The following is a 23,503-nucleotide window of genomic DNA, read 5'->3' as shown; positions in this document are numbered from 1 at the left end:
TCAGTTCTCTACCGGCTCGCTCAGCCATTGACGGACGATGGAGACGGTTTCGTTCGGATTGCGTTCGGCGAGCTCGCCGACCCGGTGCACGGCCTGGGCGTGGACCTGGCCCTGGATCTGGGCGACGTCGATCAATTGCGCCGCGCCGCTGCCGCTCGGGATCAGCGCCTGACCCGGCGTTGCGGCGCTCTCGGCATGCGCTTCCGCCAACGCGGGCATGCCCGCGCCGGCCAGCGCCGGAATGACGTCGGCCGCCACGATGCGCTTGACCAGCGGGCGGACCACCATGAACAGCACGACGAGGCCGAGCATCATCATGACGCCGAGCTCGATGACGTACATCACGTCATCCTTGGTGAATTGCAGCATGCCGAGCAGGCCGGTCGGCTCGGCGATCGGCTGCGCAGCGGGCGGCTCGGCGAAGCGCAGGTTGACGACCTCGACCTGGTCGCCGCGCTTCTGGTCGAAGCCGATCGCGGAGCGGACCAAAGCGGCGATGCGGTCGAGCTGCTCCTTGGTGCGGTCCTGATAGACCAGCTCGCCTTTTTCGTTCTTGGAGTAGCTGCCGTCGACCAGCACCGCGACCGAGATGCGGTTGACGCGGCCGGCCTCGGTCACCTCGGTCTTGGTGGTGCGGGAAATCTCGTAATTGTTGGTCTCTTCGCTCTTCTTGCTCTGGTCGCGGGCGCGGGCGGCGTTGTCCTGGTTCTGGCTGCCCGGCAGCTCGTTGGCGACGGTGACCTGGCCGGAATTGTCGGCGGTGAGGCTACTTTCCTCGCGGGTCTGGGTCGAGCGCAGCACCCGTCCTTCGGGATCGAACTTGTCCGAGGTCTGGGTGATCTTGTTGTAGTCGAAGTCGGCGGAGAGCTGGACGCGGGCGCGGCCGGCGCCGACCACCGAGGAGACGATGTCCTCGACCTGCTTGCGCATCCGCTTCTCGAAGGCGGCGCGGCGCTCGTCGCCGACCGCGGCGTCGGCATCGGACTGGGCGCCGTCGGCGAGCAGTTGCCCGGCCTCGTCGACGATCGAGACCCGCTGCGGCTTCAGCCCGTTGACCGCGGAGGCGACGACGTGGCGGATCGCCCGGATCTGCTGCGGCTCCAGCGCGCCGCGCACCCTGAGCACGATCGAAGCTGATGGTTCAGGCGTCTCGCGCGAGAACAGCGGCTTCTCCGGCAGTACCAGATGGACGCGCGCGGCCTGGACGCGGTCGATGGCGCGGATGGTGCGGGCGAGCTCGCCCTCCAGCGCCCGCAGATGATTGATGTTCTGGACGAAGCTCGTGGTGCCCAGGGCATCCGACTTGTCGAAGATCTCGTAGCCGACGCCGCCGCCCTTGGGCATGCCGCCCTCGGCGAGCTTCATCCTGAGCCGCGTCACCTTGTCCTTCGGCACCATGATCGCAGCGCCGTCATTGCGCAGCTCGAACGGGATCGCCTGGCGCTCCAGCTCCTTGATGATTCCAGAAGAATCCTCGGTCGACAGGTCGGTGAAGAGGGTGGTCATCTGTGGCGTCGTGACGCGCATGATGACGAAGGCGAAGAAGCCGATCAGAGCCGCGGTGACCGCAACCATGGCCGCGAGGCGGGCCGCACCAAGACCTCTCAGGAAAGCAACCAGACTTTGCACCAACGGCCCCCAGGGATTCGGCCCGCGCGGGTCCGACTGGGCAAATATTGCCTAGGGTATGGTTTCCATATGGTTAACGAAGGTTAAGGACCGCGGCAAAATCGCGGACATGAAAAAAACCGGCTTCGCAAGGCGAGGCCGGTTTTCGTCAAATGCCACAGGATCGGCGCCGAATTACTGCCGATATTGCTGGATTCGGGTGGTGCGCAGCCCGGCCAGACCGTGCTGGTCGATCGAGAACTGCCAGGAAAGGAATTCATCGACGGTCAATGTGTAGCGGCTGCAGGCCTCCTCGAGGGAGAGCAGGCCGCCGCGGACCGCAGCGACGACTTCGGCCTTGCGGCGGATGACCCACCGTTTGGTACCGGGGGCCGGCAAATCCGCAATCGTTAACGGGCTGCCGTCAGGCCCGATGACGTATTTCACCCTCGGGCGATGGGGTTCTGTCATGGCGTACTCACAAACTCTCAACCACTGAACTCGCAAGGGGTAAGCTACGCCTCCCGGTTTAAAATTTGCCTAAGCCCAAGCGTTCAATACGAATCTCGTTGGAACGGCCGGGAACAGGCGGGTCTGCCCGCCGGCAGGCACACCGGCGCGCGGCGCAATTCGCGGTTCGGCGCGCTCAGATCGTGGGGCGCAGGGGACCGCGCGCCAGCGTCAGCAAGGCGTCGGCGAGCGCCTCCGAGGCCTTGTCCGGCCGTCTTTTCTCGTAGATGGCGAATTCTAGATCGGGAAGCGGCGGCAGGCCGTCGCCAATTCCGAGAACGCGCAGGCCCGTGGTGACCGCGCTGAGCGGCAGCGGGGTGACGGCAAGTCCCGCGACGGCGGCGGCACGGACGCCGGTCAGGCTCGGGCTGGTATAGACGATCTCCCAGCCGAGCTCGCCGTCGCGCAGCGCGGAGAGTGCGGCGTCGCGCGACACCGATCGTTCGCGGTACAGCGCCAGCGGCAGCGGCGCGCCGGGAACGAGATCGAACGTTTCCGCCGCGGTCCACACCAGCGGTTCGCGCCACACCAGACGGCCTTTCGACGTTCCGAGCGGCCGCTTGGCGAACACCAGATCGAGCCGGCCCGCATCGAGCTGCTCGATCAGTTCGGCGCTGACACCGATCTGCACCTCGAGCTTGACCCCGCGATGCAGCGCGGCGAAGCGGCCCAGCGCCGACGGCAATGAGCCGCCGGCGACTTCCTCGACCACGCCGAGACGAACCGAGCCGGACAGCCGCGGCGCCACCAGCCGCTGCCGCGCCGCTTCCTCGAGCTGCAGCAAACGCCGCGCATCGCCGAGCAGCATCTCGCCTTCGTCGGTCAGCGCGACGCTGCGCGTCGTGCGCCGGAACAGCGGCCGCCGGGTCTCGAGCTCGAGCCGCTTGATCTGCTGGCTGATGGTCGACTGGGTCAGATGCAATTGCTCGGCGGCGCGGTGGAAGCCGCCGCAATCGGCGACCGCGACGAAGGCCCGCAAAAGTTCGAGGTCGAGCATCGATTAATCCATATCTGTAATCAATCATATTATAGAATATCGTTTCTATTATCAATTCCGCCCGCCTACCTTCGCTTCAGATGATCAAGCAAGGAGAGGCCATCATGTCGGAGACGACACCACGAACCGATCGCACGGCGCGCCTGGCGCGCGCGCGAACTGTCTGCGGCACAAACGGAAAGGTCTGCCCGACCGACCGCGCGGTCGAGCTGCTAGAGGCGGTCATCGCATCCGGCGACCGGGTGGCGCTCGAGGGCGACAACCAGAAGCAGGCGGACTTCCTGGCCGCGTGCCTCGCCGGGGTGGACCCGTCGCGGGTGCATGATCTGCACATGGTGCAGTCGGTGCTGGCGCTTCCCGATCATCTCGCGGTGTTCGAGCGCGGCATCGCCAACCGCCTGGACTTCGCCTTTGCCGGCCCGCAGAGCCGCCGCCTTGCCGAGCTCGTTGCCGCCAAGGCGCTGCGGATCGGTGCGATCCATACCTATCTCGAGCTTTACGCGCGGATGCTGGTGGACCTGACGCCGCAGGTTGCGCTCATCGTGGCCGACAAGGCCGATCGCGACGGCAATCTGTACACCGGTCCGAACACCGAGGACACGCCGACCATCGCCGAGGCCGCGGCGTTCCGCGGCGGCGTCGTCGTGGCGCAGGTCAACGAGATCGTCGATCGTCTGCCGCGCGTCGACATCCCCGGCGACTGGGTCGATGTCGTGGTGCCCGGTCCGAAGCCGTATGCGATCGATCCGCTGTTCACGCGCGATCCCGCCAAGGTCAGGGACGAGAACGTCCTGATGGCGATGATGGCGATATCGGCGGTGTATGAGCCTTATCAGGTGACACGGCTCAATCACGGCATCGGCTATGCCACCGCGGCGATCGAGCTGATCCTGCCGACCTTTGCCGCCAAGCGCGGGCTGAAGGGCAAGGTCGCGCGGAATTTCGTGCTCAACCCGCATCCGACGCTGATCCCCGCCATCGAAGCCGGCTTCGTCGACAACGTCTATTGCTTCGGCTCGGAGCTCGGCATGGAGCGATTTGTCGCCAGCCGTCCCGACGTGTTTCCGGTCGGCGCCGACGGCAATCTGCGCTCCAACCGCGCGCTGGCGCAGGTCGCCGGACAATATGCCTGCGACCTGTTCGTCGGCGGCACCTTGCAGATCGATCCCGAGGGCAACAGCTCGACCGCCACCAAGGACCGCATCACGGGCTTCGGCGGCGCGCCGAACATGGGTGCCGATCCGCGCGGCCGACGCCACGACAGCGTTGCCTGGCTGCGTGCCGGCGAGGAAGCAGGCGAGCGCCTGCGCGGCCGCAAGCTGGTGGTGCAGATGGTCCAGACCCGGCAGCCGAACGGCGCGCCGAGCTTCGTCGAGCGCCTCGACGCGTTCGACCTCGCGGCCTCGGCCGGCTTCGCGCTGCCGCCGGTCATGATCCATGGCGACGACGTCAGCCACGTGATCACCGAACGCGGCGTTTGCAACCTGTTGCGTTGCCGCTCGCCGCAGGAGCGCGAGGCCGCCCTGCGCGCGGTCGCCGGCGACACCGAGTTCGGCAGGCGGCAGGACGCCGGGACGACCGACGGCCTGCGCCGCCGCGGCATCGTGATGCTGCCGTCCGATCTCGGCCTCGACGTCGAGACGGCGACGCGCGACTGGCTCGCCGCGAAATCGATCGACGACCTCGTCACTGCATCGGGCGGCCTCTACGTGCCGCCTGCCAAATACCGCCGCTAGAAGGAGGCTCCCATGACCCACGCCGAACACATCCCAGGCAGTCCACCGGCCTCACTCGACAAAGCGAGGCAACTCGCCGCGGCATTGTTGTCCGAGCGCGGCGAAGCGTCGGGCGCCCTGATCGCGCGCCAATTGCAGCAGACCATGCGCGCGCTCGATGCCACCGGCCGGCACGGCTTTCAACGCTATCTGGCGAGCGCGTTTCAGCCCGACGCGGCGGCGCTGCAGGATGCGGCGAAGCGTTATCTTGCCGACGGCACCGCGGCGGCCGCGGCCGATTTGGCCGACGCCGCGGATCCGCCGCGCCAGGAGGTGTTGCGGCGGATGAACATGGCGCCCGGCGGCACGGCGAGCCTGATCGCGATGCGCAGCGAGATCGCCGGCCGTTTCGGCTCCGAACCGGAGCTGAAGCTGCTCGATGCCGATCTCAAGCATCTGTTCGTCTCATGGTTCAATCGCGGCTTCCTCGAGCTTCGCCGCATCGACTGGCAGTCGCCGGCCGCCGTGCTCGAGAAGCTGATCGCCTATGAGGCGGTGCACGAGATCAAGGGCTGGGACGATCTGCGCCGCCGCCTTGCGCCCGACCGCCGCTGCTTTGCCTTCTTCCACCCCGCGCTGCCCGGCGAGCCGCTGATCTTCGTCGAGGTCGCGCTGGTGCAGGGATTGGCCACCGCCGTGCCACCGCTGCTGGTGCAGGATGCGGATCAAGACAGCGCAGGCCTCAGGGCCGCGCATGCCGACACCGCGATCTTCTATTCGATCTCCAACTGCCAGGACGGACTGCGCGGCGTGTCGTTCGGCAATTTCCTGATCAAGCAGGTGGTCGAGGAGCTGCAAACGGAATTCCCGCAGCTGAAGCGCTTCTCCACGCTGTCGCCGATCCCGGGCTTCCGGCGCTGGCTCAGCCAGCAGCCGCAATCCGGCGGCAACGAGGTCGCGATGCTGCGCGAGCTGGAGCGCGAGGGCTGGTGGCACGACGCGGCGACCTGCGAGACCCGGCGTCCGGTCCTGATGAAGCTGTGCGCGCAATATCTCACGCGCTCGCCGGCGTCAGGAAATCGCATCGATCCGGTGGCGCGCTTCCATCTCGGCAACGGTGCCCGGCTGGAGCGGATCAATTGGCTCGGCAACACGGCCGACCGCGCGATGGCGGAATCCTTCGGCATCATGGTCAACTATCTTTACGATCACGACAGCATCGAGCGTAACCATGAGGCCTTTGCGCGCGTAGGAGAGATTGTCCGTTCACCGCAGGTGGACGCGCTTCTCTGATTTTCAACTCAGCATACAACAACGGAGCAGTAACATGATGATGAACAGACGCGCCTTCTCGACCGCCTTGCTCGCTGGAGCCGCGGCTTCACTGGTGTCCACGCGCGGCATGGCCGCCACCACGCCGCCGGTCAAGGCGCGCAACGTCGTGCTGGTGCACGGCCTGTTCGCCGATGGCTCCTGCTGGTCCGAGGTCATTCCGCGGCTGCAGGCCGCCGGGCTCAACGTCACGTCGGTGCAGAATCCGTTGACCACGCTGCCTGAAGCGGTTGCCTCCGCGCAGCGGGTGCTCCATCGCCAGGATGGTCCGACCGTGCTGGTCGGTCATTCCTTCTCCGGCATGATCGTCACCGAGGCCGGCGTGCATCCGAATGTCTCGGCGCTGGTCTATGTTGCGGCGCGCGCACCCGATGCGGACGAGGATTACACCGCGCTGGCCAAGACCTATCCGACGCCGCCCGCGAGCGCCGGCATCGTGTTCGACGGCGACGAGGGTCGGCTCGGCGAAGAAGCGTTCCTGCGCGATTTCGCCGGCGACCTGCCGGAGGCGAAGGCGAAGGTGCTCTATGCCGTGCAGCAGCCGTTCCAAAAGCAACTGCTGGCCGGCAAGACCAGCCATGCGGCCTGGCGCAGCAAGCCGAGCTACTACGCCGTCTCGACCGAAGACCGCACCATCAATCCGGATCTCGAGCGCTTCATGGCCAAGCGGATGGGCGCCACCACGATCGAGGTGAAGGCCAGCCATCTCGCGCTGATCTCGCAGCCCGACGCGATCGCGCGGCTGATCCTCGACGCCGCGCGACAGTCGAGCTGAGCGTCGGCGCCAGCCGTGCGTGGGAGAGCATCCGCTTCTCCCGCGCACGATCACGCGATTTAAAGGATATGCGCGCCATGACCGTCGAAGATGCCGCGATCGCCGGCGCGCGGCACAAGATCATGTCCGGCGGCATCGACATCCGGCGGCCGGGCGCGCTTGGTGCCGAGCGTGTTCAGCAGCGCCGCGACCGCGACCATCACAAGGACACCGGCAAGACTGAGTCCGATCTGCATCGAGAGCCGGTTCGAGATGTCGAACAGGTCGCATTGGCTGGCGAGCGCCAGCAGGACGCCGAGACAATAGATCGGCAGCGAGTTCTCGCCACAACGCCTCGCGCTGCGCAGCATCGGCGTCGTCAGTCCCTGCCAGCCCGCTGGAACGAGCCATGACACCACGATGGCAAGTGCCAGAAAATGCAGCAGCCGCAACGGGCTCAGATTCGACTTGTCCATCGGAAACAGCAGATCCGTCAGCGCCTGCGGCAGCAGCGGCGGCTTGATGCCGTGGCCCAGCGCAACGACGAGGCCGAACGCGAGATAGAGCGCGGACAGAACCAGCGCAGGGCGCGACTTCAGCCATCCCTGGACGGTCCTTCCCTCGATGACGTACCATGCGCCCAGCACGACCGGAAGCTGCCAGGCCAGCGGGTTGAAGAACCAGACGCCGTCGGGCCAGGCAGGAATGCTCAAGCCGAAGACGTGCACCAGCGCGTAAAGCGACAGCGAAAGACCAAGCGCCAGGTTCGGCGCCCGCAGCAGCAGCCACAGCAGCGGTGCGAACAACACGTGACAGATCACAAAGACCGGCAGCACGTCGGTATTGACAGGGTGGAATTGCAGCACCGCGGCGTGCGCAAGCGCTGCGCCCGGACGTTCGAACAGAACCCGCGTATTGCTGTCGTCGGCGAGGCGATCGCTGCCCGCGAGGTAGACGACGATCGCGCAGGCGAGCGTCAGCAGCAGAAAGGCGGCATAAATATCCCATCCTCGCCGCAGCGAACGGCCGATCATGCCGCGCCAGCCGTCGCGCTGACGCGCTCTGCCGTAGGCCAGGGCGCAGGTGACGCCCGAGATGAACATGAAGATTTCGGCGGCATCGCAGAAGCCGTAGTTGCGCAGGGTCAGCCAGCTTCCGACGTTGTCTGGAATGTGATCGAGAAAGATCCACCACAACGCGATTCCGCGACAGACATCGATGCGCGGGTCGCGGCCGGTCGATCTGAACTCCGGCGGGGTCTCGCCGAGCAATCGCTTCGAGCTGCGGGTTCGATCGTGCATCTGTCGATCTGTCTGGCGGGCGCGCGCGGCCTCATCGGACCTAGGTCCATGAGACGCTCGGGTGCTCCGAGGCGTGCGCGTGCCGGACTAGCCTCCGGTCAACCTGTATGATTATGCGTTGCGGCTACCCGAGGGTTGGCGGCGCTTCCGCCGGCCATCCGCAATCACGGGGGCCGGGTGGATCGCTATCCTCCGACGGCGCCGCCTGCGCGACGTCGCCGATGTCCGGCAACAAATGCTGCTTTCGCATTTCGGCGAGGCGGGCACGACAGTATTCACGATAAAGCATGTCGAATATGATGGACATGATCGAACGCCTTCTTGATCACCAGGTTGACTTTCCCACGTGACAGATTTCGACCATTTCAACCGGCGGCGATAACCGACAGTGCCGCAGGCAGTCCGACGCAACCAAAATCGATATCAGTCGTCCTACTGAATGACCTGCGCGTGGCGACTTAGCCAGGAGACCGCGTACAGGGGCATGACACTGATTTGCGCTATACTCTGCCAGGAATGTTTGAAACGGATCCGATGGCAGCAATTACAAATAGAGCGATCGCGACTGCTTCTTCTTAAAAGGGAAATTTGCCGCGATTTTCATGATGTCATTATATACGTAATATTTTGACCACCAAGTGAATTAGTTCACATCAGCATCAATCACAGGCGAACAAGACTAGCAGACCGGTAACGTGGCTTCTTGGACTCATGCGCACGGATCGGGCGAAGACCGGTGCGTGAATCGCAAAATGCAGATACCGATTGTGGAGTGCCGCAACATTTCATTCCGACGTTTTGTGAAGGCTGGAGGTCCCCATGCCGATGGACGCAGCCAATTTCGCATCGTATCGATTTTCGACGTGCGAGCTTCCAGAACGCATTCGTATCCCGCTCTGGCGCGAGCACTTTGGCCGATGCATTGTGCACGCCGATATCGAGCCTCTCTCGAACGTTTCATTCCAGGCCGATGCGTCGCTGCGAGCGGTTCAGGGTTTGCGCATGCTGGCGCTGAAGGGCACGTCGATGCGGTTCAAGCGTTTGCAGGCGAACCTTGCCGATGGCGATGACTCGATCGGGGTCATCTTCTGCTCTCCGGGCAGAGGTCAGCTATCGCAGCGCGGCCGAGACGCCGATTTTCGCGCCGGCGATGCAATCGCAATTCTGCATTCCGAGCCTGCCAGCGTCACCTATATCGACGGGTTGCAATTCGGCCTGGCCGTGCCGCGCGAGGCACTTGCGCAGCGCGTGAGCGACGTCGAAGGCCTGGTCATGCGGCCAATTTGGCACCGGACAGAAGCATTCCGACTGTTCATCTCATACCTGAAATCGGTGCTTAAGACGAAAGCGCTGAGCGCGCCGAAGCTTCGCGATACGGTCGTGACCCATATCCACGATCTCATCGCGCTCGCGATCGGCGAGTGTGCTGCGCTGGGCGAGAGCAGCGCGAGCGCCGTCGTCGCTGCGCGGCACCATGCCGTGCTCGACTACATCGCCGCACACTTTGAGGAGCCCGGGCTCAACGTTCAAACGGTTGCGCGTGGCCAGGGAATCTCGTCGCGCTATCTGCAGCGCCTGATGGCGTCATCGGGACCGTCATTCACCGAGCGCTTGAATGAATTGCGGCTCGAGCGGGCGCTCAAATTGCTCACCGAGCCAGATGCCGGCCGTCGGCGAATTTCCGATATCGCGCTCGAGGTCGGTTTCTCGGATGTTTCGCATTTCAACCGTCTGTTCCGGGCCCGCTTCGGCGATTCGCCACGCGGTGTGCGGCTCGCACGAAAGGGCTCTCACTGAGCCGCCGCCCCTGATCGGGATGTGCGCGGGATGCTGCCTGGGGGCGCTCCGGAGCGAAGGGCGAGGTGGGTTGAGGCCGGCTGCAAGTCTGGTTGGGGCAAAACCCGACGTTGGGGCGGGCCCGAGCCTCGAACGCCTCTCGCGGCCGTGCGCGCATTAGCTTATGTGAATCGACACAACTTATGTGAATCGAAGCGCTATGGTGGCGGCTCTGCTCCCGGAGTGGCGAGCCATTGGTCGATCTGGACGGCGCGCTCGGCCTCGCGGGCCTTCTTGAGAAGTCGTTCCCGCTCGGTGCCGGGAGGCAGATGCGAAGCCCTCGCGCGGGCCGCTTCCTCCAGCTGAATGAGGCGGTATGCGAGCGTCGTGGTTTGCTTGAAGCGATTGCGACGTTTCATGTGTGCAATTGGTGTTTGAACCCTGATGTAGGTCCGAACCGCGCTCGTCGTCGTTTGTTCCTATTGAACGGCGGGGCGTGGCCTGTCCTGGTCGCGTCCTTGAGAGCACCATGCGGCGGGCCGGCCAAGGAATGCCGGACATCGGCCGGCAGCGTCGATCTGCAGGAAGCGAGCCGAGCCGAGATGAGAACGATCATTCCCCGTCAGACGCTCGTCGAAGCCAGGGGGATGCGGAAGAGTTCGCTATCGCCCGCATCGCGAACCGAAATGAAATTGCCGTCGCGAACCATCTCCGGCTTTTCAGTGCCGATCCGGTGAGCGATGAAGCTGCCGTGATCCTGGGCGTCCTTGTCGTCGGCACAGTCGTGACCGACGACGTCGTGTGCGGGGATGTCGCCCGCGAGATGGAAGAAGTATCTGGGCATCTAGGTCAGCTTGTCCAAATTGCCGAACGGCTTCGCGGGCGGCGCGTTCTCGGCGTTCTTGATCTGCTGCGCGCCTTCCTCGGCTAGCCTGCCATCGTTGATGATCTCGGCGTTGAGCTGCTTGACCCGTCCGCCGATCCTGTCTGCAATGCCTGTCATGGCTTACCTTTGTTCGTGCTGCCGCCCGCGGCCTCTCACGACTGAAGTATCGCTCGTGGAGAATGTTCCTCCGAGGGGTAAGGACCCAGCCATCCAAGAAAGGAACAAATGACTGTCCGGAAGATTGGATCGCCAGCAACGGCCGAGGCTCAGGCAGGCCGAGCGGTTGACGCGAGAAGTTCAGTGACGAAGCGCCTGACCAGGAAAGAGCAGTTCGATCGATCGAAGATCAACATGCACGATCTGCTTCAGGTGAGATGCTGGACACATGCCCTCGGCGTGTCGCGCGAACAGCTGCGTAAAGCCGTCGAGAAGGTCGGTGACTCGGCCGTGACGGTTCGCAAGGAGCTCGGAATTCCCGAGGAATGACATGGCCACCGAACAGCAGATCCGGGACTACGCGCGGCAGCTCTGGGAGAAGGCCGGAAAGCCCGACGGCAGGGACGAGGAATTCCGGCACGCGGCCGAGGTCGAGCTGAATGCGGAGAGCGAAAGTCCGGACGCGCCAACACTGGACCAGCCGAACAAGACGTCCATTCCCGGATGAACGCCTTGGCGCGAGGAGCGCGCCGGCAACGCGATTGATCGGGATCCTCCGTTAGGAACATTGCCATTCTGTCGCGGTTCTCGAAACGCCGCATGGAGCGGTGAGGAGGACGTTATGAAGAAGCTGGTTCTGATTTCTGTTGCCGCCGTATTGGCGTCGACGGGCGCTTTTGCCCAGAGCACGATTGTCGGCACGACCGGTGCCGGACATGCCGCCACCGTGCAGATCGAGCCGCAATATCGCACGCGAATCCACAGCTATGTGACCGAACACAAGATCCGTCCCGTCGAGACGCGGGAGAGGATCGTCGTCGGCTCGCCTGTGCCGCGCGAGGTCGAGCTTGAAGCGGTGCCTGCCGATTGGGGTCCGTCGCTCACCAGATATCGCTATGTCTATACCGGCCAGCGCGTGATGCTGGTCGATCCCGACACCCGTACGGTCGTGCAGGAAGTCGAGTGAGGCCGCTCTGATGGCGGGCCGCCTGCAACGGCGGCGGCCCGCGCTCAAGCGCCGTTCCGTCAGCGGCCATCGACCGCGTCGGTCGTCAGAGACCGATGCTGGCCACAGCCGCTTCCGCGACGCCCTTCGCGTCGAGGGCGCCGGTCTTGCCGATCTCGATGACCTTGCGGGCCACGATCTCGCAAAGCGGATCGTTGCGATCGACCAGACCCATCGAATGCAGCGCCAGGCTGAACGCCCTGTTGAAGAGCTCGATTTGCTCCGGCGTGTATTCGCCCGTCTTCAGCAAGCGATTGATCGGCATTGTCGAGCCCCACAGCAAGCAGCCAAGTGATGTGGCTATAGCATGGAACCGTCGCGATCGGCACCCGGCTTTCCCTGCGCCCTCCAGCAGAGGCGAGACGAGAAGCAAAAGCTCGGGCAAATCATGTCGCGAGAATGCGATCGTGTGACCCACAAAAACCGTGCCACACACTCAGTGTCGTCCTGGCGAAAGCCAGGAGGTGGATTCACATTCGAAGTGCAACACTTGAGCAAAGGACTCGGCAGGCGTGCGGTAGTCAAGGCATTTGCGCGGGGTGTTGTTGTAGGCGGCGATGAACTGGCGGAATCTGGCGGTCGAGAGGGTTACGAGATCCGTCTTGCGGGGAATAAAGCGGCGCATCCTGCCGATGGCGTTCTCGATGCCACCCTTCTGCCAGGGGGCATGGGGATCGCAGAAGAAGGTCGCGATCGAGAGGCGGTGCAGCGCCAGGTGACCGGCGAACTCGGTGCCGTTGTCGAAGGTAACGCTCTGGCGCAGCTCTTGTGGAAGGGGCGCGAAGAAGCCCACGAGATGGCGGGCGACACCGCGCGCGACCTTGCTGGCAAGGCGGATGCCGAGCAGCAGCCGCGAGGTGCGCTCGTGCACGGTCAGCACGGCCTGACCGTATTTCGAGAACATCATCAGGTCGGCCTCCCAGTGCCCGGGCACGCTGCGGTCGGCCGCTTCGAGCGGCCGATTTGCCAGGGATACACGGCCTTCGATGAAGCTTGCGGGGCTGCCGCCCCGCTTGCCGCGGCAGCCGCGCTTGCTCTTGGCGCGCGGCAGATAGCGCCGCCAGTTGAAGTCCGTGGTGCGCCTGAGTTGGCGATAGATGAAGCGGTAGATGGTCTCGTGGGAGATCACCTTGCGCCCGTACTCGCGGGGCCAGCCGGCCAGCGACCTGCTCGGGCGACCAGCCGCGGCGAAGGCGTTGCAACACCGCGCGGCGCAGGCCGGGCTCCCGTTCGAGGCGTCCGCCCGTCCAGCGCCGCGCTCGCATCTGGTGCTGGGCATAGCTCGGCTTGTAGCCGACCTGGCTCCCCCGATTGCGCCTCAGTTCCCGAGAGATCGTTGATGGCGAGCGATCCAGAGCTGCCGCGATTTGCCGGACCGAGCTGCCATTGGCCGATAGGCAGGCAATCTCGCATCGGTCGTCCAGAGAGAGCTGCTTGTAAGTCCGCCCCATGGCAACACCTCCTCAAGGAAGTGTTGCACTTCGTTTGTGAACTCAGGGGACCCATTACCCCAAATCTCAATTGTTGCGCGACGCTGGGGCCACGATCCCGTTCATCACCAAATGCGGTGGTTATGGGTCCTGGCTTTCGCCAGGACGACGATAGAGTGTGGTACCCGCGCTGGGCGATCCAGCACGCCGCGACCTCTCGGCTCAAGCATGGAGGCCTCTGGAATACTGGATCATCCGCTTTCGCAGGGACGACATCAGTGATTGCGGTGAGCGCGGTCGCCCGCTCAACGCGCAGCTACGGATCGTGGCAATGTGCTCAGCTCGAGCCAGTCGCCCCGCGCACCACGCGCTTGATCTTGTCGGTGGTATAGGTCTGCCCGCCGATCGAGAGCAGCGGCGGGGAGGCGGTCAGGTCGACGGAGTCGACAACGCCCTGCACCTCGGTCGAGATGGCGATCGGGTTGCCCTTGGAATCCTTGCCGGTGGCGGTCAGCGTGTAGGTGCCGGCCGGCCATTGCGTGCCGTCATTGCCCTTGCCGTCCCAGACGAAGCTGGCGTTGCCCTGCTTCAGGCTGAAATTGCCGGAATAGGCGGTCTGGCCGGTCGCGCTGGTGATCGTGATGGTGGCGCTGGTGGCTTGCGGGGACACCAGATTCCAGGTCGCGGATTTGTCGAACTGGGTCTTGCTGCCGTCGACCGCGACCGTGTTGCCGACATAGACCAGCGCCTGGGTCGACTGCGCGCTCTTCTCGATCTCGATCAGCGACTTCAGCTGATCGTTGGATTTCAGTTGCTGCTCGACGCCCGCGAACTGCACCAGCTGCTGGGTGAACTGGTTGGTGTCGAGCGGGTCGAGCGGGTTCTGGTTCTGCAATTGCGTGGTCAGCAGCGTCAGGAAGGTCTGGAAATTGTCGGCGATGCCCTGCGAGGAGGTCGTCAGGCCGCTGCCGCTGCTGCTTCCAGAGTTCGTTCCGTTGCTGGTGCCCGGTGCTGAGACGACGGGCGTCGGCATGGTTGCATCGACTGCCATGGTGAACTCCTTACACTCTGATATCGACGCCGCCGAGGGCGCCGGTTGCACGGCCGTAGGAGCGGCCCGCCGCTGCGGCGGGAACGCTGTCCTCCTCGGTGACGATCAAACGATGGGCGTTCGGATTGGACTGGCCATTGTTGTTCTGGCCCGACTGCGACTGGTCGCGCAGGCTGAACTGCAATCCGCCATTGCCGGTCGAGAGGCCGGCATTGTCGAGCGCGCGCTGCAGCTGGTTGGCGTCCTGGCGCAGCATCGACAGCGTTTCCGGGCGTTCGACGGTGAGATGCGAGGTGACCTGGCCGTTGCGATCGACATCGATGCGGACATCGATGCGGCCGAGCTCGGCGGGGTCGAGCCGGATCTCGAAGCGACTCTTGCCGCTCTTGGCGGAGGCGGCGATCTGCACCGCAAGCCCGCTGAGCGGCACGGCGGCGCTCTGCGCGGCGTTGGTCACGGTCAATTGTGCGGTCGCAGACGGCGTCGTCTGGGTGGTCGCCAATTGGGTCTGGAACGTATTGGGCGCCTGAGCGCTGGAATCGGGCGTCGCGAGCGGGGATTGCACAGCCGCCTGGCCGCCGACCGTCGGCGCGGCGTTGCCGTCGCCCTTCGCATCGGACTTGATGGCATCGGCTGCACCGTCCGCGGCGGCCTTCGCCTTGCCGGCGGCGGCGGCCGATTGCGCGACCGCGGGGACGATGTTGGTCGGAGCGGCCTGCGCGGTGTTGGCGTTGCCCTGGGCTGCGCCGTCCTGATCGGCAGGCGCCGTCGCGGCCGCGTCCGTCGTGGCGACCTGCGCCTTGGCCTGCGTCGTCGTCTTCGCGGCGGACGTTCCGGCGGCAACCGTGGCGGCGAGTGCCGCATCGCCGGTCGCCGTCGCGGCGCCCGGAACCGTCGTCGCATCGGCGGTGGTGATGATCTGCGCGTCGGTCTTGACGCCGGCTGCCTTCGCGACCTTGTCGGCGTTCGCTGTGGTGGCTGCCGCCGCTGCGGTGTCGGCGCCGGCAGGCGCGCTGGTGCCGGCCGCCGCGCCGGTGCCGGCGATGGCCGAGCTTGCCGCGATGGCCGCCGCCGCGATCGCGAGTGGTGCGGCCGGCTGGTCGGACGGCGCGGTGGCCGCCGGTGTCGGGGCGGTCGCCGGTGTCGCGGCAACAGGAGCAATCACGGCATTCACGGTTGCCGCACCGGGATCCTGCTGCGCAGTAGCCTGCGTCGCGTCCGGCTTGTCACTGGTCGATTTCGCATCGGAGCTCGATGTCGAGTCGTCCGATTTCGATTTCGACTTGGTCTTGGACGGCGCGTCGCTGTCGCTGTCGACCTTGTTGTCGTCCCGAGAACTGCCGGAATCCCGCGACGTCCGGTCGGGGCCCGTGCTGGTGTCGCGGGGGCGTGCGTCGGTCGTCGAGGGCGGATCGTCGGACCGCCGCGAGGGTGCCGGCTGGGAGTCGTAGCGGCTGCTGTCGTTTGCGGACGCAGTGTTGCTGTCGACCAGCGCGGCAAAGCCGTCGTTCCCCGCCTGCGAAGCGGGATCGGGCCGCGCCGACCGCTGCGTCGCGCCCTGAAAAGACCGGCCTGCCAATGCTTCCGACGTGACGCTGACCACTGCCAACCCTCGCAAATGAGACTTCCGGCGTTTTGTCAGCAAGGAGTGGGCCAACAAGGGGGCGGCAATAAATAATGAGTTATTTCAGAAGGTTATGGGCTATCTTGGTCGGCTGGAACGGGTTCCCGGCAGGTCTCCTTTTTGCCCGGCGGCAAGATTTGCCGTCCAGGCGCGGCACGGCACGGCTTCCGCGGATTGCCTCACCGGAATACGGCCTATATTAAAGGTGGCCTCCAACGCGTCCGAACCGACCGAAGCGGCCTTGGATGTGTTCTAAGGCTCTCTGGACAAAAGGCTTTTTCCAATATCGTCGCGGAGCGCATAAGCTCGCCGCGACAGTGACCAATGACCGCTTAAAGATGCTCAACAGTCTGGATCTCGAAGGCCGCCCTGAAGACACACGGATCGTCGTTGCCATGTCCGGCGGCGTCGACTCGTCAGTGACGGCTGCGCTGTTGAAGTCGCAGGGTTACGACGTGGTCGGGATCACGCTGCAGCTGTACGACCACGGCGCCGCGACCCATCGCAAGGGCGCCTGCTGCGCCGGCCGCGACATCCACGACGCGCGCAATGTCGCCGAGCGGATCGGCATCCCGCATTACGTGCTCGACTACGAAAGCCGCTTCAAGCAATCGGTGATCGACAATTTCGCCGACAGCTACGCGCTCGGCGAGACGCCGGTGCCGTGCATCGAGTGCAACCGTTCGGTCAAGTTTCGCGACCTGCTCGCGACCGCGCGCGAGCTCGGCGCGCAGGCGCTCGCTACCGGCCACTATGTCGCCTCGCGGCGGCTTGCCGACGGATCGCGCTCGCTGGTCTGTGCCGCGGATGCCGATCGCGACCAGAGCTATTTCCTGTTCGCGACCACGCGCGAGCAGCTCGACTTCCTGCGCTTCCCGCTCGGCGACATGACCAAGCCGCAGACCCGCGAGCTGGCGCGGCGCTTCGATCTCGAGGTCGCCGACAAGCAGGACAGCCAGGACATCTGCTTCGTGCCGACCGGCCGCTATACCGACATCATCGGACGGCTGAAGCCGAATGCGATCGCGCCGGGCGATATCGTCGATCTCGACGGTCATGTGATCGGCCAGCACCAGGGCATCGTTCATTTCACCGTCGGCCAGCGCAAGGGGCTCGGCATTGCCTCCGGCAGCCCGCTCTATGTGGTCAAGCTCGATGCGGCGACGCGCCGTGTCGTGGTCGGGCCGCGCGAGGCACTGCGGATGGATCGCATCGCGCTGCGCGACGTGAACTGGATCGGCGACGGCGCGCTGGATCGCGTGATCGGCGAGGGCATCGAGATCTATGTCCGCGTGCGTTCGACGCGCGCGCCGCAGCCGGCGTGGTTGCGCGCCGTCGATGGCGGCTATGAGGTCGAGCTCGTCGCCGGCGAGGAGGGCGTGTCGCCCGGCCAGGCCTGCGTGTTCTACGACGCCGCCTCCGGGCAGGCGCGTGTGCTCGGCGGCGGCTTCATCAGAAGTGCAAGCGCCAGCCGCGCAATGCGGACCGCGACGCAGGACGTGTTGGCGCCGCTTGCGGAAGCGGTTCGCGGATAGACAGAAGAAAACGTCGGGGCAGGGGAATGGCTGGGGACATCGACCGCGAAGGGGTCGAAAAGGCGTATGGCCGCTGGGCACCGATCTACGATCTGGTGTTCGGCAAGGTGTTCGATCAGGGCCGTCAGTCGACGATCGCGGAAGCCGACCGGATCGGCGGCCGCGTGCTCGACGTCGGCGTCGGCACCGGGCTCTCGCTGTCGGAATACAAGCGCACCACAAAGCTATGCGGCGTCGATATTTCCGAGCCGATGCTGCGGCGGGCGCTCAAGCGCGTGCGCACGCAGGGCCTGACCAATGTCGAGGCGCTGGCGGTGATGGACGCCAAGAATCTCGCATTTCCGGATGCGTTCTTCGACGCGGTGGTCGCGCAATATGTCATCACCGCGGTGCCGGATCCCGAGGCGACGCTCGACGATTTCATCCGCGTGCTGAAGCCCGGCGGCGAGCTGATCCTGGTCAATCACATCGGTGCCGAGAGCGGCCCGCGCCGCGTCTTCGAACTCGCCTTCGCGCCGCTGGCGCGGCGGCTCGGCTGGCGTCCGGAGTTTCCGTGGGAGCGGCTGACTAATTGGGCGGCGAAGCATGGCGGGGTCAGCCTTGCGGAGCGCCGGCCGATGCCGCCGATGGGGCATTTCTCGCTGATCCGCTTCCGCAAATCGTGAGGTTGCGGCGATTTTGCGAGGGAACATCGGCGCGTCGTCACGGTTTTCTCGTCATGAGGATCAGTCGAACACTCGCTTTATCCTGTGTGCTGATGCTGGCACCCGCTGTTGCCGCGGCGCAGGCGCCGCCGACATCAGCCACGCCGCCGGCACAGACCGCGCCGCCGGCGCCGCAGCGCGCCGCCGCGAATTGCGCGCCGCAGCAGCAGCCGTCGCATCCCGGCGCGCCGGCTCCCGAGGGAACCACCACCGGGCAGAGCAGCCAGCCGCTGGGCGACAAGCTCGCCAAATCCGACGGGGTGTTGTGCCCGCCGGCCGGGGTCGATCCCGAAATGCGTGCGCCGACCCCGCAAGGCGGCAACACGCCGGTGATTCCGCCGCCCGGCAGCCCCGGTGGCGACCCATCGGTGAGGCCGAAATAGCCTCTGCCTGCAATAAGTTGCTGCCCCGTCCGGGTTTGCTTGACAGGCGCGCATGCCACTCTTTATATGCCGCGCGTTCGCACCCGCGGCTCACCAGCCGCCGATGGCGAGCCCATGGCGGGGTAGCTCAGCTGGTTAGAGCACGGGAATCATAATCCTGGGGTCGGGGGTTCGAGTCCCTCCCCCGCTACCATCTTTCCCCACACTCCTTTGACGCGGTTCGGATAAGCCTTTTCGCCCAGCAGGGCGTTTAGCCGACCTGCGATCTCCACAGTTACGCCGCCCGGCCGCTCTGGATCGCGGAAAACGGTGACGGTCTCGACGAGATCCCGGATGGCTTCGGCGGCCTCTCCGTTGCCCGCGCTGACACCCTTCGCGAGCGCTTCCTCAAGACGGCCGAGTTGTTCCTCATATCGTTTCAGAATGGCCGGATGCAGCGCAACTTCCTTTGCGGCCGGCGGTGCATTCTGCAGTTCCTCGGAGATGCGCTTTCGTTCGGCACCCAATGCTGTCGATCGCGGACCAAGAATGGACGGATCGCCAAGTCCTTTTGCTATCGCATCAACCAGCCGGTCGATTTCCCTGTTTAGTTTTCCGATCTGCTGCTCAAGAGCTTGTCTCTTCGCAACTGACGCAGATGCGAGGCGTTTCCTTTCCTCGAGGTATGTGCGCACGTACTCGGAAATGACTTTCGGCGCGCGCAACTCGGCCTTCAGGCCACTGAGAACTGCACTCTCGATCCTGTCCAAATAGAAGGTCTTGGCGTCGGGGCACGTTCCGCTCTCCGTGTCGGCCGAGCAGCGAATGCGGACGCGCCCCGATTTGTCCCGTCCATTGGTTGCCATGCCGGAGCCACATGAACCGCAGCGGATCAGGCCAGATAGCATCCGGCGAGGCCGACGTTGACGACTAGGATGGGTACGACCACGTTCCTCTTTGCGCTTCTGAGCCGCTGTGAACAGTTCCGAACTGATGATTGCAAGATGAGGTACTTCAGCGATCTGCCAGTCACTTTTCGGATTGGGGCGTGACAGGCGCTTTCCAGAATCTGGATCTTTCACCATCCTGACCTTGTTCCAGACGAGGCGTCCTACATAGAGCTCGTTCTGCAGAATGCCGGCACCCCTTTCTAGGTTGCCATTGATGGTTGAAGCATTCCACGCGCGCCCACGTGGGGGTGATACTCTCTCCTTGTTGAGGTCGTGCGCGATTTCGCGAGGCGTCCGACCGTCGACATATTCCTGAAAGATCCGCCGGATCACTTGTGCCTCGGCCTCGACGACGACCCGCTCGCCGCTTCTGCCGGCGATCGCCGCGTACCCGTACGTCAAGCCACCTCCAGCCAAGCCTTGCTTGATCCGCCCAGCCTGGCCACGACGCACCTTGTGAGCGTTATCCTCGCGATAGAGCTGTCCGACCAGGCCGCGAAGACCGACCAGTACAGTATTGACCACGCCTTCGTGCACCGCCCGGATCTCGATACCGAGAAAAGATAGCCGCTTATGGATGCCCGCGAGATCTTCCATGTCGCGGGAGAGACGATCAAGTGCTTCGACGACAACAACATCAAAGGACTTCTCTCTTGCATCGTCCAGCAGCTGCAGCAAGCCGTCGCGCCCCATCAACGAGCCGCCGGAGCGGGCTCGGTCTTCATAGGTGCGGATGACGCTCAATCCATCGCGACCGGCATAGGTCTGACAGAGCGAAAGCTGATCCTCAATCGATCGTTCGTTCTGAAGGTCTGTCGAGAATCGGGCATAGATCGCCGCTCTCCTTTTTGCTTCTTCGATTGGCTTGTTCTCTCTCATGATCTTCCCTTGCAGCCAGGCGAGCGAGTACGCGTGCAAGCCGCAAGATCGCCTCGGCTGGACTCGGCTGCAAGGGTAATTTCTGACAGGTATCCCGCACGATCGTGCCTCTAGATCGCCGCACGACCTAACGAAGTGCGCGCACCGGTGCTCGCGCCTATTGATAAAGTGTCGGTGGCAGCGGCCATTCTCGATGTATTCCTTAGACACTTGCAGAAGAAGTCTTCAGAGCTCCGCCATGCGATGGACGTCGTTGCAAAGTGAATCCACATAAGGTCCCGTTCGACTACGTATTTGTTGATCACCATGAGACGCGCGATCCTTGACTCTTTCAACTGCAGGCCAAACAAGGTTGCGATATCTTGCGCCCAGACCGGGATGCATGCGTCATCTCGGTCTGGCCGATGACGGTTTGGTCAAGTCGATCATCTTCGCGTTACCTCATCGCTTGCTGCTCGACATGTCTTTGCTTCAACAGTACGTGCTCAGCGTAGTCCGCCGAATTTCCACGTCCTGGGTCTTTGGTCTGAAGTGCAGATCGGCGTCGGCGAGCTTCCCGTCTGCCGGTGTGGATCGCCCATGGCGAAGGTGCTCCGCTGCCGAGAGCGCCCGGATGGGGATATTACCTTCACTGCAAGGCCTGCGCTTCGCTTTCGCGATGAGACGATTCCCTGCTTATGGCGTGACGACCTATGGCAGCCGTCCCTCCGTCCGAAACCCTCGCACGCTTCTTTTTCCCCGCCGGCAAGCCGGCTCCTCGCGACCGCTTCGCTGCAAAAAAGACGCTGGCTCGGGTGCGCCGCTGCGCTTCGCCCCAAAGGTTCGGCAGCGCTCCGGCCGCCATGACGGTCTCGCCATCGCAGGGCATCGGCCCAGCGGCAGCGAAGGAGACAGACCATGACTGCAATCGGATTCGTCACCCGTACGGAAAACGGCGGCTTCAGAGGCGAGCTCAAGACCTTGTCGATCCGCGCCCACATCGACATCATTCCCAACAGCGGCAAGTCGACTGAGGCTCAGCCGGATTTCCGCATCCTCGCCCAGGGTGTTGAGATCGGAGCCGGCTGGATCCGGCGCGGCGAAAGCAGCGGCAAGGACTACGTCAGCCTGTCACTTGCAGCACCTGAACTTGGGTCTCGCAAGCTCTACGCCAACCTTGGCCGAGCCGTCGGCCTGGGCGATGACAACGGCTTCTTCCTGATCTGGAATCCTGGAGACTAGCCCAGGATTTTGGGCTCCCGCGCGAAGCGCGGGAGCCTTTTCGCGTGTGCCGAGCATGACCGGCAGCTTGGAGGTGGAAGTCCTCTATCCAACCTGATGACGGTGAAGGATTAGCGAAGCGCAAGGGCGTCATCGCGAGGTGGGGTCTGAAGGAAGCGTGGAGCAAAGCCGCGGCCCGATGGACAAAACCGGATAACGAGGCCTACCCGGCCGGACGAGCGAGCACGTGATCGCGAAGTCCACGGTCATCAAGGGCCGGGGTGGTAAATCCGGCGGGCGTGCGGCGAAGGCGGTCGATCTTACCTCGGGAGATCTGCGCTGCGTCTCGGCAACGAGACTGAGGTCGTCGTAAGGCGATCTGACCGCAGTGCAGAAGTCAGCAGAGGGCATAGTAGGCGGAACGAGTTTCGCCGAAGGCCTGAACGCTGGAAGTGACGAGTAGATGCAGCGATATCGCATCGGCCATGCGACTGAATTCCGGGCAACTGGCCTCGGAACGGCGGGAAGGGGTGAAACCCTGACTGACGCTGATCAGAGGAGTCGAAGCTGGCGCGACGATTGCTGACACCCAAACTACGGCGGCAACAGACAACTCTTGCCGCTTAATCCAGCGAACCGCCGTATACGGACCCGTATGTACGGTGGTGTGGGAGGGGAGGGGCTGCGAGGCTCCCCCCTATCCCGATTCCAGGCAGACGCCTATCGACTGTCATTGCCGGTAGCTCGGAGGGCTTGTTCTGCCTGATGACGCGCTCTGCGCGCGGGTGCTGCGCAGAGCATCGGTGGCGAAAATACCGCAAGAGCGTCCAAGCCGGCCCAGTACCCGCGGAAGGCTGCAAGCGGTCAAAAGGAGATGCTCATGCCGATGGCCTGCAAGCAACCTGCAAAGGAGGCTGCGGCAAAGAAGCCCGCGGCCAGGCCGCGGCGGAAGTCAGCTTGGGTTGTCCTGCCGATGGCGATTCACATCCGCCGGTCGCTCTGATCAGGTCGTAACGCGCCGTCGTTCGAGGTTTGGAGCCATATAGGCGGCCGCGACCTGTTCGCTACATGTTGCACGCTCGCAGTGATGGTTGGCGGAAGCCGAAAAATTTGCAGCCTGCGCGGGTTAAGAAGAAGCGCTTCCCAACAAATCAATGACTCGAAGAAAAAAGCGCGCGGTGAGGTCCAGTTTCGTCGAACTAGGTCATCGTGACGGCTGCGATCCCTCGCGCAATATATAATGTGTCGCTCGCCGGAAGCACTCGCCCGCGGGTCCCGCCGTCATTGCATGCCGGCGTCCTTATCATTGTCCCGCGTTCGGGTGCCTTGTTAACCGGTCTCGCGACTGCAGTCGCCTCGGTGCCCGCGGGCATTGCATGCCCGCGTCGCTATCACTGCCCTGTCGGCGGCTGCCTTTTTGATTTTGTCACTCTTCGCTTGATTTCACTTCTTCCGGGTTGCTCAGCGCTCTCATCGTCGAGGGCTAATGGGCTCCGCCCCTCGCGCGCGCCAGGGTAAAGCGCCAGCTTTCGCCGACGCCGACCCGAGCGGTCTCCCCGGTCTTCCGCGCTTCTCTCACTCTGCCGATTTTGGACGACATGGCACGCGCTTGTGCAGACCCGCTTCTTGCGAAGCGGCCCTCATCGGGCGGGCGAGTCCCCTCCACTCGGGTCGCCCTGGCACTTGCTAACCCGGTCTCGCCGACGGGCAGGGGCGCAGGCGCGGAG

Annotated in this window: 22 protein-coding genes, 1 tRNA gene and 1 pseudogene; 12 read left to right on the top strand and 12 right to left on the bottom strand. The window is 64.3% G+C overall.

Translation table 11 applies throughout. From position 1 onward, the window contains the following. The 3 genes from fliF to ACVI1L_RS07170 form a co-directional block, all read right to left on the bottom strand. The gene (gene fliF, locus ACVI1L_RS07180; RefSeq protein WP_057017466.1) at positions 1–1,629 is read right to left on the bottom strand and encodes a flagellar basal-body MS-ring/collar protein FliF; all 1,629 of its coding nucleotides are present in this window, start codon (positions 1,627–1,629) and stop codon (positions 1–3) included. A 174-nt stretch (positions 1,630–1,803) separates the two neighbouring features. Beyond that, on the bottom strand, positions 1,804–2,079 hold the full coding sequence (gene sciP, locus ACVI1L_RS07175) for a CtrA inhibitor SciP (protein ID WP_002714638.1): 276 nt from the start codon (positions 2,077–2,079) through the stop codon (positions 1,804–1,806). Between the two features lie 175 nt (positions 2,080–2,254). After that, complete coding sequence (locus ACVI1L_RS07170; protein ID WP_057017327.1) at positions 2,255–3,115, bottom strand: LysR substrate-binding domain-containing protein; 861 nt, start codon at positions 3,113–3,115, stop codon at positions 2,255–2,257. An 80-nt stretch (positions 3,116–3,195) separates the two neighbouring features. On the opposite strand from ACVI1L_RS07170, the gene mdcA reads away from it, so the two are divergent. The 3 genes from mdcA to ACVI1L_RS07155 are packed head-to-tail and all read left to right on the top strand — an operon-like array spanning position 3,196 to position 6,937. After that, the gene (gene mdcA, locus ACVI1L_RS07165; RefSeq protein WP_456782580.1) at positions 3,196–4,851 is read left to right on the top strand and encodes a malonate decarboxylase subunit alpha; all 1,656 of its coding nucleotides are present in this window, start codon (positions 3,196–3,198) and stop codon (positions 4,849–4,851) included. Positions 4,852–4,863: 12 nt separating this feature from the next. After that, positions 4,864–6,123 carry a malonyl-CoA decarboxylase gene (locus ACVI1L_RS07160; protein WP_456782579.1) on the top strand — a complete coding sequence of 420 codons (1,260 nt, stop codon included), beginning with the start codon at positions 4,864–4,866 and terminating at the stop codon, positions 6,121–6,123. 34 nt (positions 6,124–6,157) lie between these two features. Continuing rightward, a complete protein-coding gene (locus ACVI1L_RS07155) occupies positions 6,158–6,937 on the top strand; it encodes an alpha/beta fold hydrolase (RefSeq protein WP_456782578.1) in 780 nt (259 codons plus the stop codon). A gap of 59 nt (positions 6,938–6,996) precedes the next feature. On the opposite strand, the gene ACVI1L_RS07150 is transcribed toward ACVI1L_RS07155, so the two are convergent. Further along, positions 6,997–8,217: an OpgC family protein gene (locus ACVI1L_RS07150; RefSeq protein ID WP_456782577.1), complete on the bottom strand. Its 1,221-nt coding sequence runs from the start codon at positions 8,215–8,217 to the stop codon at positions 6,997–6,999. An 825-nt stretch (positions 8,218–9,042) separates the two neighbouring features. On the opposite strand from ACVI1L_RS07150, the gene ACVI1L_RS07145 reads away from it, so the two are divergent. Continuing rightward, positions 9,043–10,014 (top strand): AraC family transcriptional regulator, encoded by a 972-nt coding sequence (locus ACVI1L_RS07145; protein ID WP_456782576.1) that lies wholly within the window; start codon positions 9,043–9,045, stop codon positions 10,012–10,014. 197 nt (positions 10,015–10,211) lie between these two features. Here ACVI1L_RS07145 and ACVI1L_RS07140 read toward each other — a convergent pair whose 3' ends face one another. From ACVI1L_RS07140 to ACVI1L_RS07130, 3 genes are all read right to left on the bottom strand, one after another. Further along, the gene (locus ACVI1L_RS07140) at positions 10,212–10,412 is read right to left on the bottom strand and encodes a hypothetical protein (protein WP_057017332.1); all 201 of its coding nucleotides are present in this window, start codon (positions 10,410–10,412) and stop codon (positions 10,212–10,214) included. 203 nt (positions 10,413–10,615) lie between these two features. Next, positions 10,616–10,837: a DUF6894 family protein gene (locus ACVI1L_RS07135; RefSeq protein WP_028333448.1), complete on the bottom strand. Its 222-nt coding sequence runs from the start codon at positions 10,835–10,837 to the stop codon at positions 10,616–10,618. Beyond that, positions 10,838–10,996: a hypothetical protein gene (locus ACVI1L_RS07130; RefSeq protein WP_253589102.1), complete on the bottom strand. Its 159-nt coding sequence runs from the start codon at positions 10,994–10,996 to the stop codon at positions 10,838–10,840. 183 nt (positions 10,997–11,179) lie between these two features. Here ACVI1L_RS07130 and ACVI1L_RS07125 point away from each other — a divergent pair, with 183 nt between their 5' ends. The 3 genes from ACVI1L_RS07125 to ACVI1L_RS07115 all read left to right on the top strand — a co-directional run bounded on the left by ACVI1L_RS07125 (position 11,180) and on the right by ACVI1L_RS07115 (position 12,002). Next, entirely contained in the window at positions 11,180–11,365 is a 186-nt protein-coding gene (locus ACVI1L_RS07125; protein WP_028333447.1) for a DUF3606 domain-containing protein, read from the top strand. A 1-nt stretch (position 11,366) separates the two neighbouring features. After that, a complete protein-coding gene (locus tag ACVI1L_RS07120; protein WP_076830016.1) occupies positions 11,367–11,543 on the top strand; it encodes a DUF2934 domain-containing protein in 177 nt (58 codons plus the stop codon). Positions 11,544–11,657: 114 nt separating this feature from the next. After that, positions 11,658–12,002: a DUF1236 domain-containing protein gene (locus ACVI1L_RS07115; protein ID WP_028333446.1), complete on the top strand. Its 345-nt coding sequence runs from the start codon at positions 11,658–11,660 to the stop codon at positions 12,000–12,002. An 85-nt stretch (positions 12,003–12,087) separates the two neighbouring features. On the opposite strand, the gene ACVI1L_RS07110 is transcribed toward ACVI1L_RS07115, so the two are convergent. From ACVI1L_RS07110 to ACVI1L_RS07095, 4 genes and pseudogenes are all read right to left on the bottom strand, one after another. After that, positions 12,088–12,291, bottom strand: a complete 204-nt coding sequence (locus ACVI1L_RS07110) for a hypothetical protein (protein ID WP_125459363.1) — start codon at positions 12,289–12,291, stop codon at positions 12,088–12,090. Between the two features lie 186 nt (positions 12,292–12,477). Beyond that, positions 12,478–13,492 (bottom strand): annotated as a pseudogene (locus tag ACVI1L_RS07105) (IS30 family transposase). Between the two features lie 316 nt (positions 13,493–13,808). After that, on the bottom strand, positions 13,809–14,522 hold the full coding sequence (locus ACVI1L_RS07100; protein WP_016844363.1) for a flagellar hook assembly protein FlgD: 714 nt from the start codon (positions 14,520–14,522) through the stop codon (positions 13,809–13,811). A gap of 10 nt (positions 14,523–14,532) precedes the next feature. Next, positions 14,533–16,125: a flagellar hook-length control protein FliK gene (locus ACVI1L_RS07095; RefSeq protein ID WP_456782575.1), complete on the bottom strand. Its 1,593-nt coding sequence runs from the start codon at positions 16,123–16,125 to the stop codon at positions 14,533–14,535. Between the two features lie 359 nt (positions 16,126–16,484). Between ACVI1L_RS07095 and mnmA the strand changes: the two genes are divergently transcribed. The 4 genes from mnmA to ACVI1L_RS07075 all read left to right on the top strand — a co-directional run bounded on the left by mnmA (position 16,485) and on the right by ACVI1L_RS07075 (position 18,961). After that, positions 16,485–17,681: a tRNA 2-thiouridine(34) synthase MnmA gene (gene mnmA / locus ACVI1L_RS07090; RefSeq protein WP_168855262.1), complete on the top strand. Its 1,197-nt coding sequence runs from the start codon at positions 16,485–16,487 to the stop codon at positions 17,679–17,681. Positions 17,682–17,707: 26 nt separating this feature from the next. Continuing rightward, entirely contained in the window at positions 17,708–18,346 is a 639-nt protein-coding gene (locus ACVI1L_RS07085; RefSeq protein ID WP_141343435.1) for a class I SAM-dependent methyltransferase, read from the top strand. 53 nt (positions 18,347–18,399) lie between these two features. Then, on the top strand, positions 18,400–18,768 hold the full coding sequence (locus ACVI1L_RS07080; protein ID WP_076830031.1) for a hypothetical protein: 369 nt from the start codon (positions 18,400–18,402) through the stop codon (positions 18,766–18,768). A gap of 116 nt (positions 18,769–18,884) precedes the next feature. Beyond that, positions 18,885–18,961: transfer RNA gene (locus tag ACVI1L_RS07075), tRNA-Met, on the top strand. On the opposite strand, the gene ACVI1L_RS07070 is transcribed toward ACVI1L_RS07075, so the two are convergent. After that, on the bottom strand, positions 18,918–20,576 hold the full coding sequence (locus ACVI1L_RS07070) for a recombinase family protein (RefSeq protein WP_168855397.1): 1,659 nt from the start codon (positions 20,574–20,576) through the stop codon (positions 18,918–18,920). The genes ACVI1L_RS07075 and ACVI1L_RS07070 overlap by 44 nt on opposite strands. An 897-nt stretch (positions 20,577–21,473) precedes the next feature. Here ACVI1L_RS07070 and ACVI1L_RS07065 point away from each other — a divergent pair. Continuing rightward, positions 21,474–21,797, top strand: coding sequence for a DUF736 domain-containing protein (locus ACVI1L_RS07065; protein WP_168855264.1), 324 nt, complete (start codon positions 21,474–21,476; stop codon positions 21,795–21,797). Positions 21,798–23,503: the final 1,706 nt, after the last annotated feature.

Source organism: Bradyrhizobium sp. USDA 4516, assembly GCF_054055915.1.
Note: the sequence above shows the minus strand (reverse complement) of the source record. Positions and strands in the feature narration are given on the sequence as shown.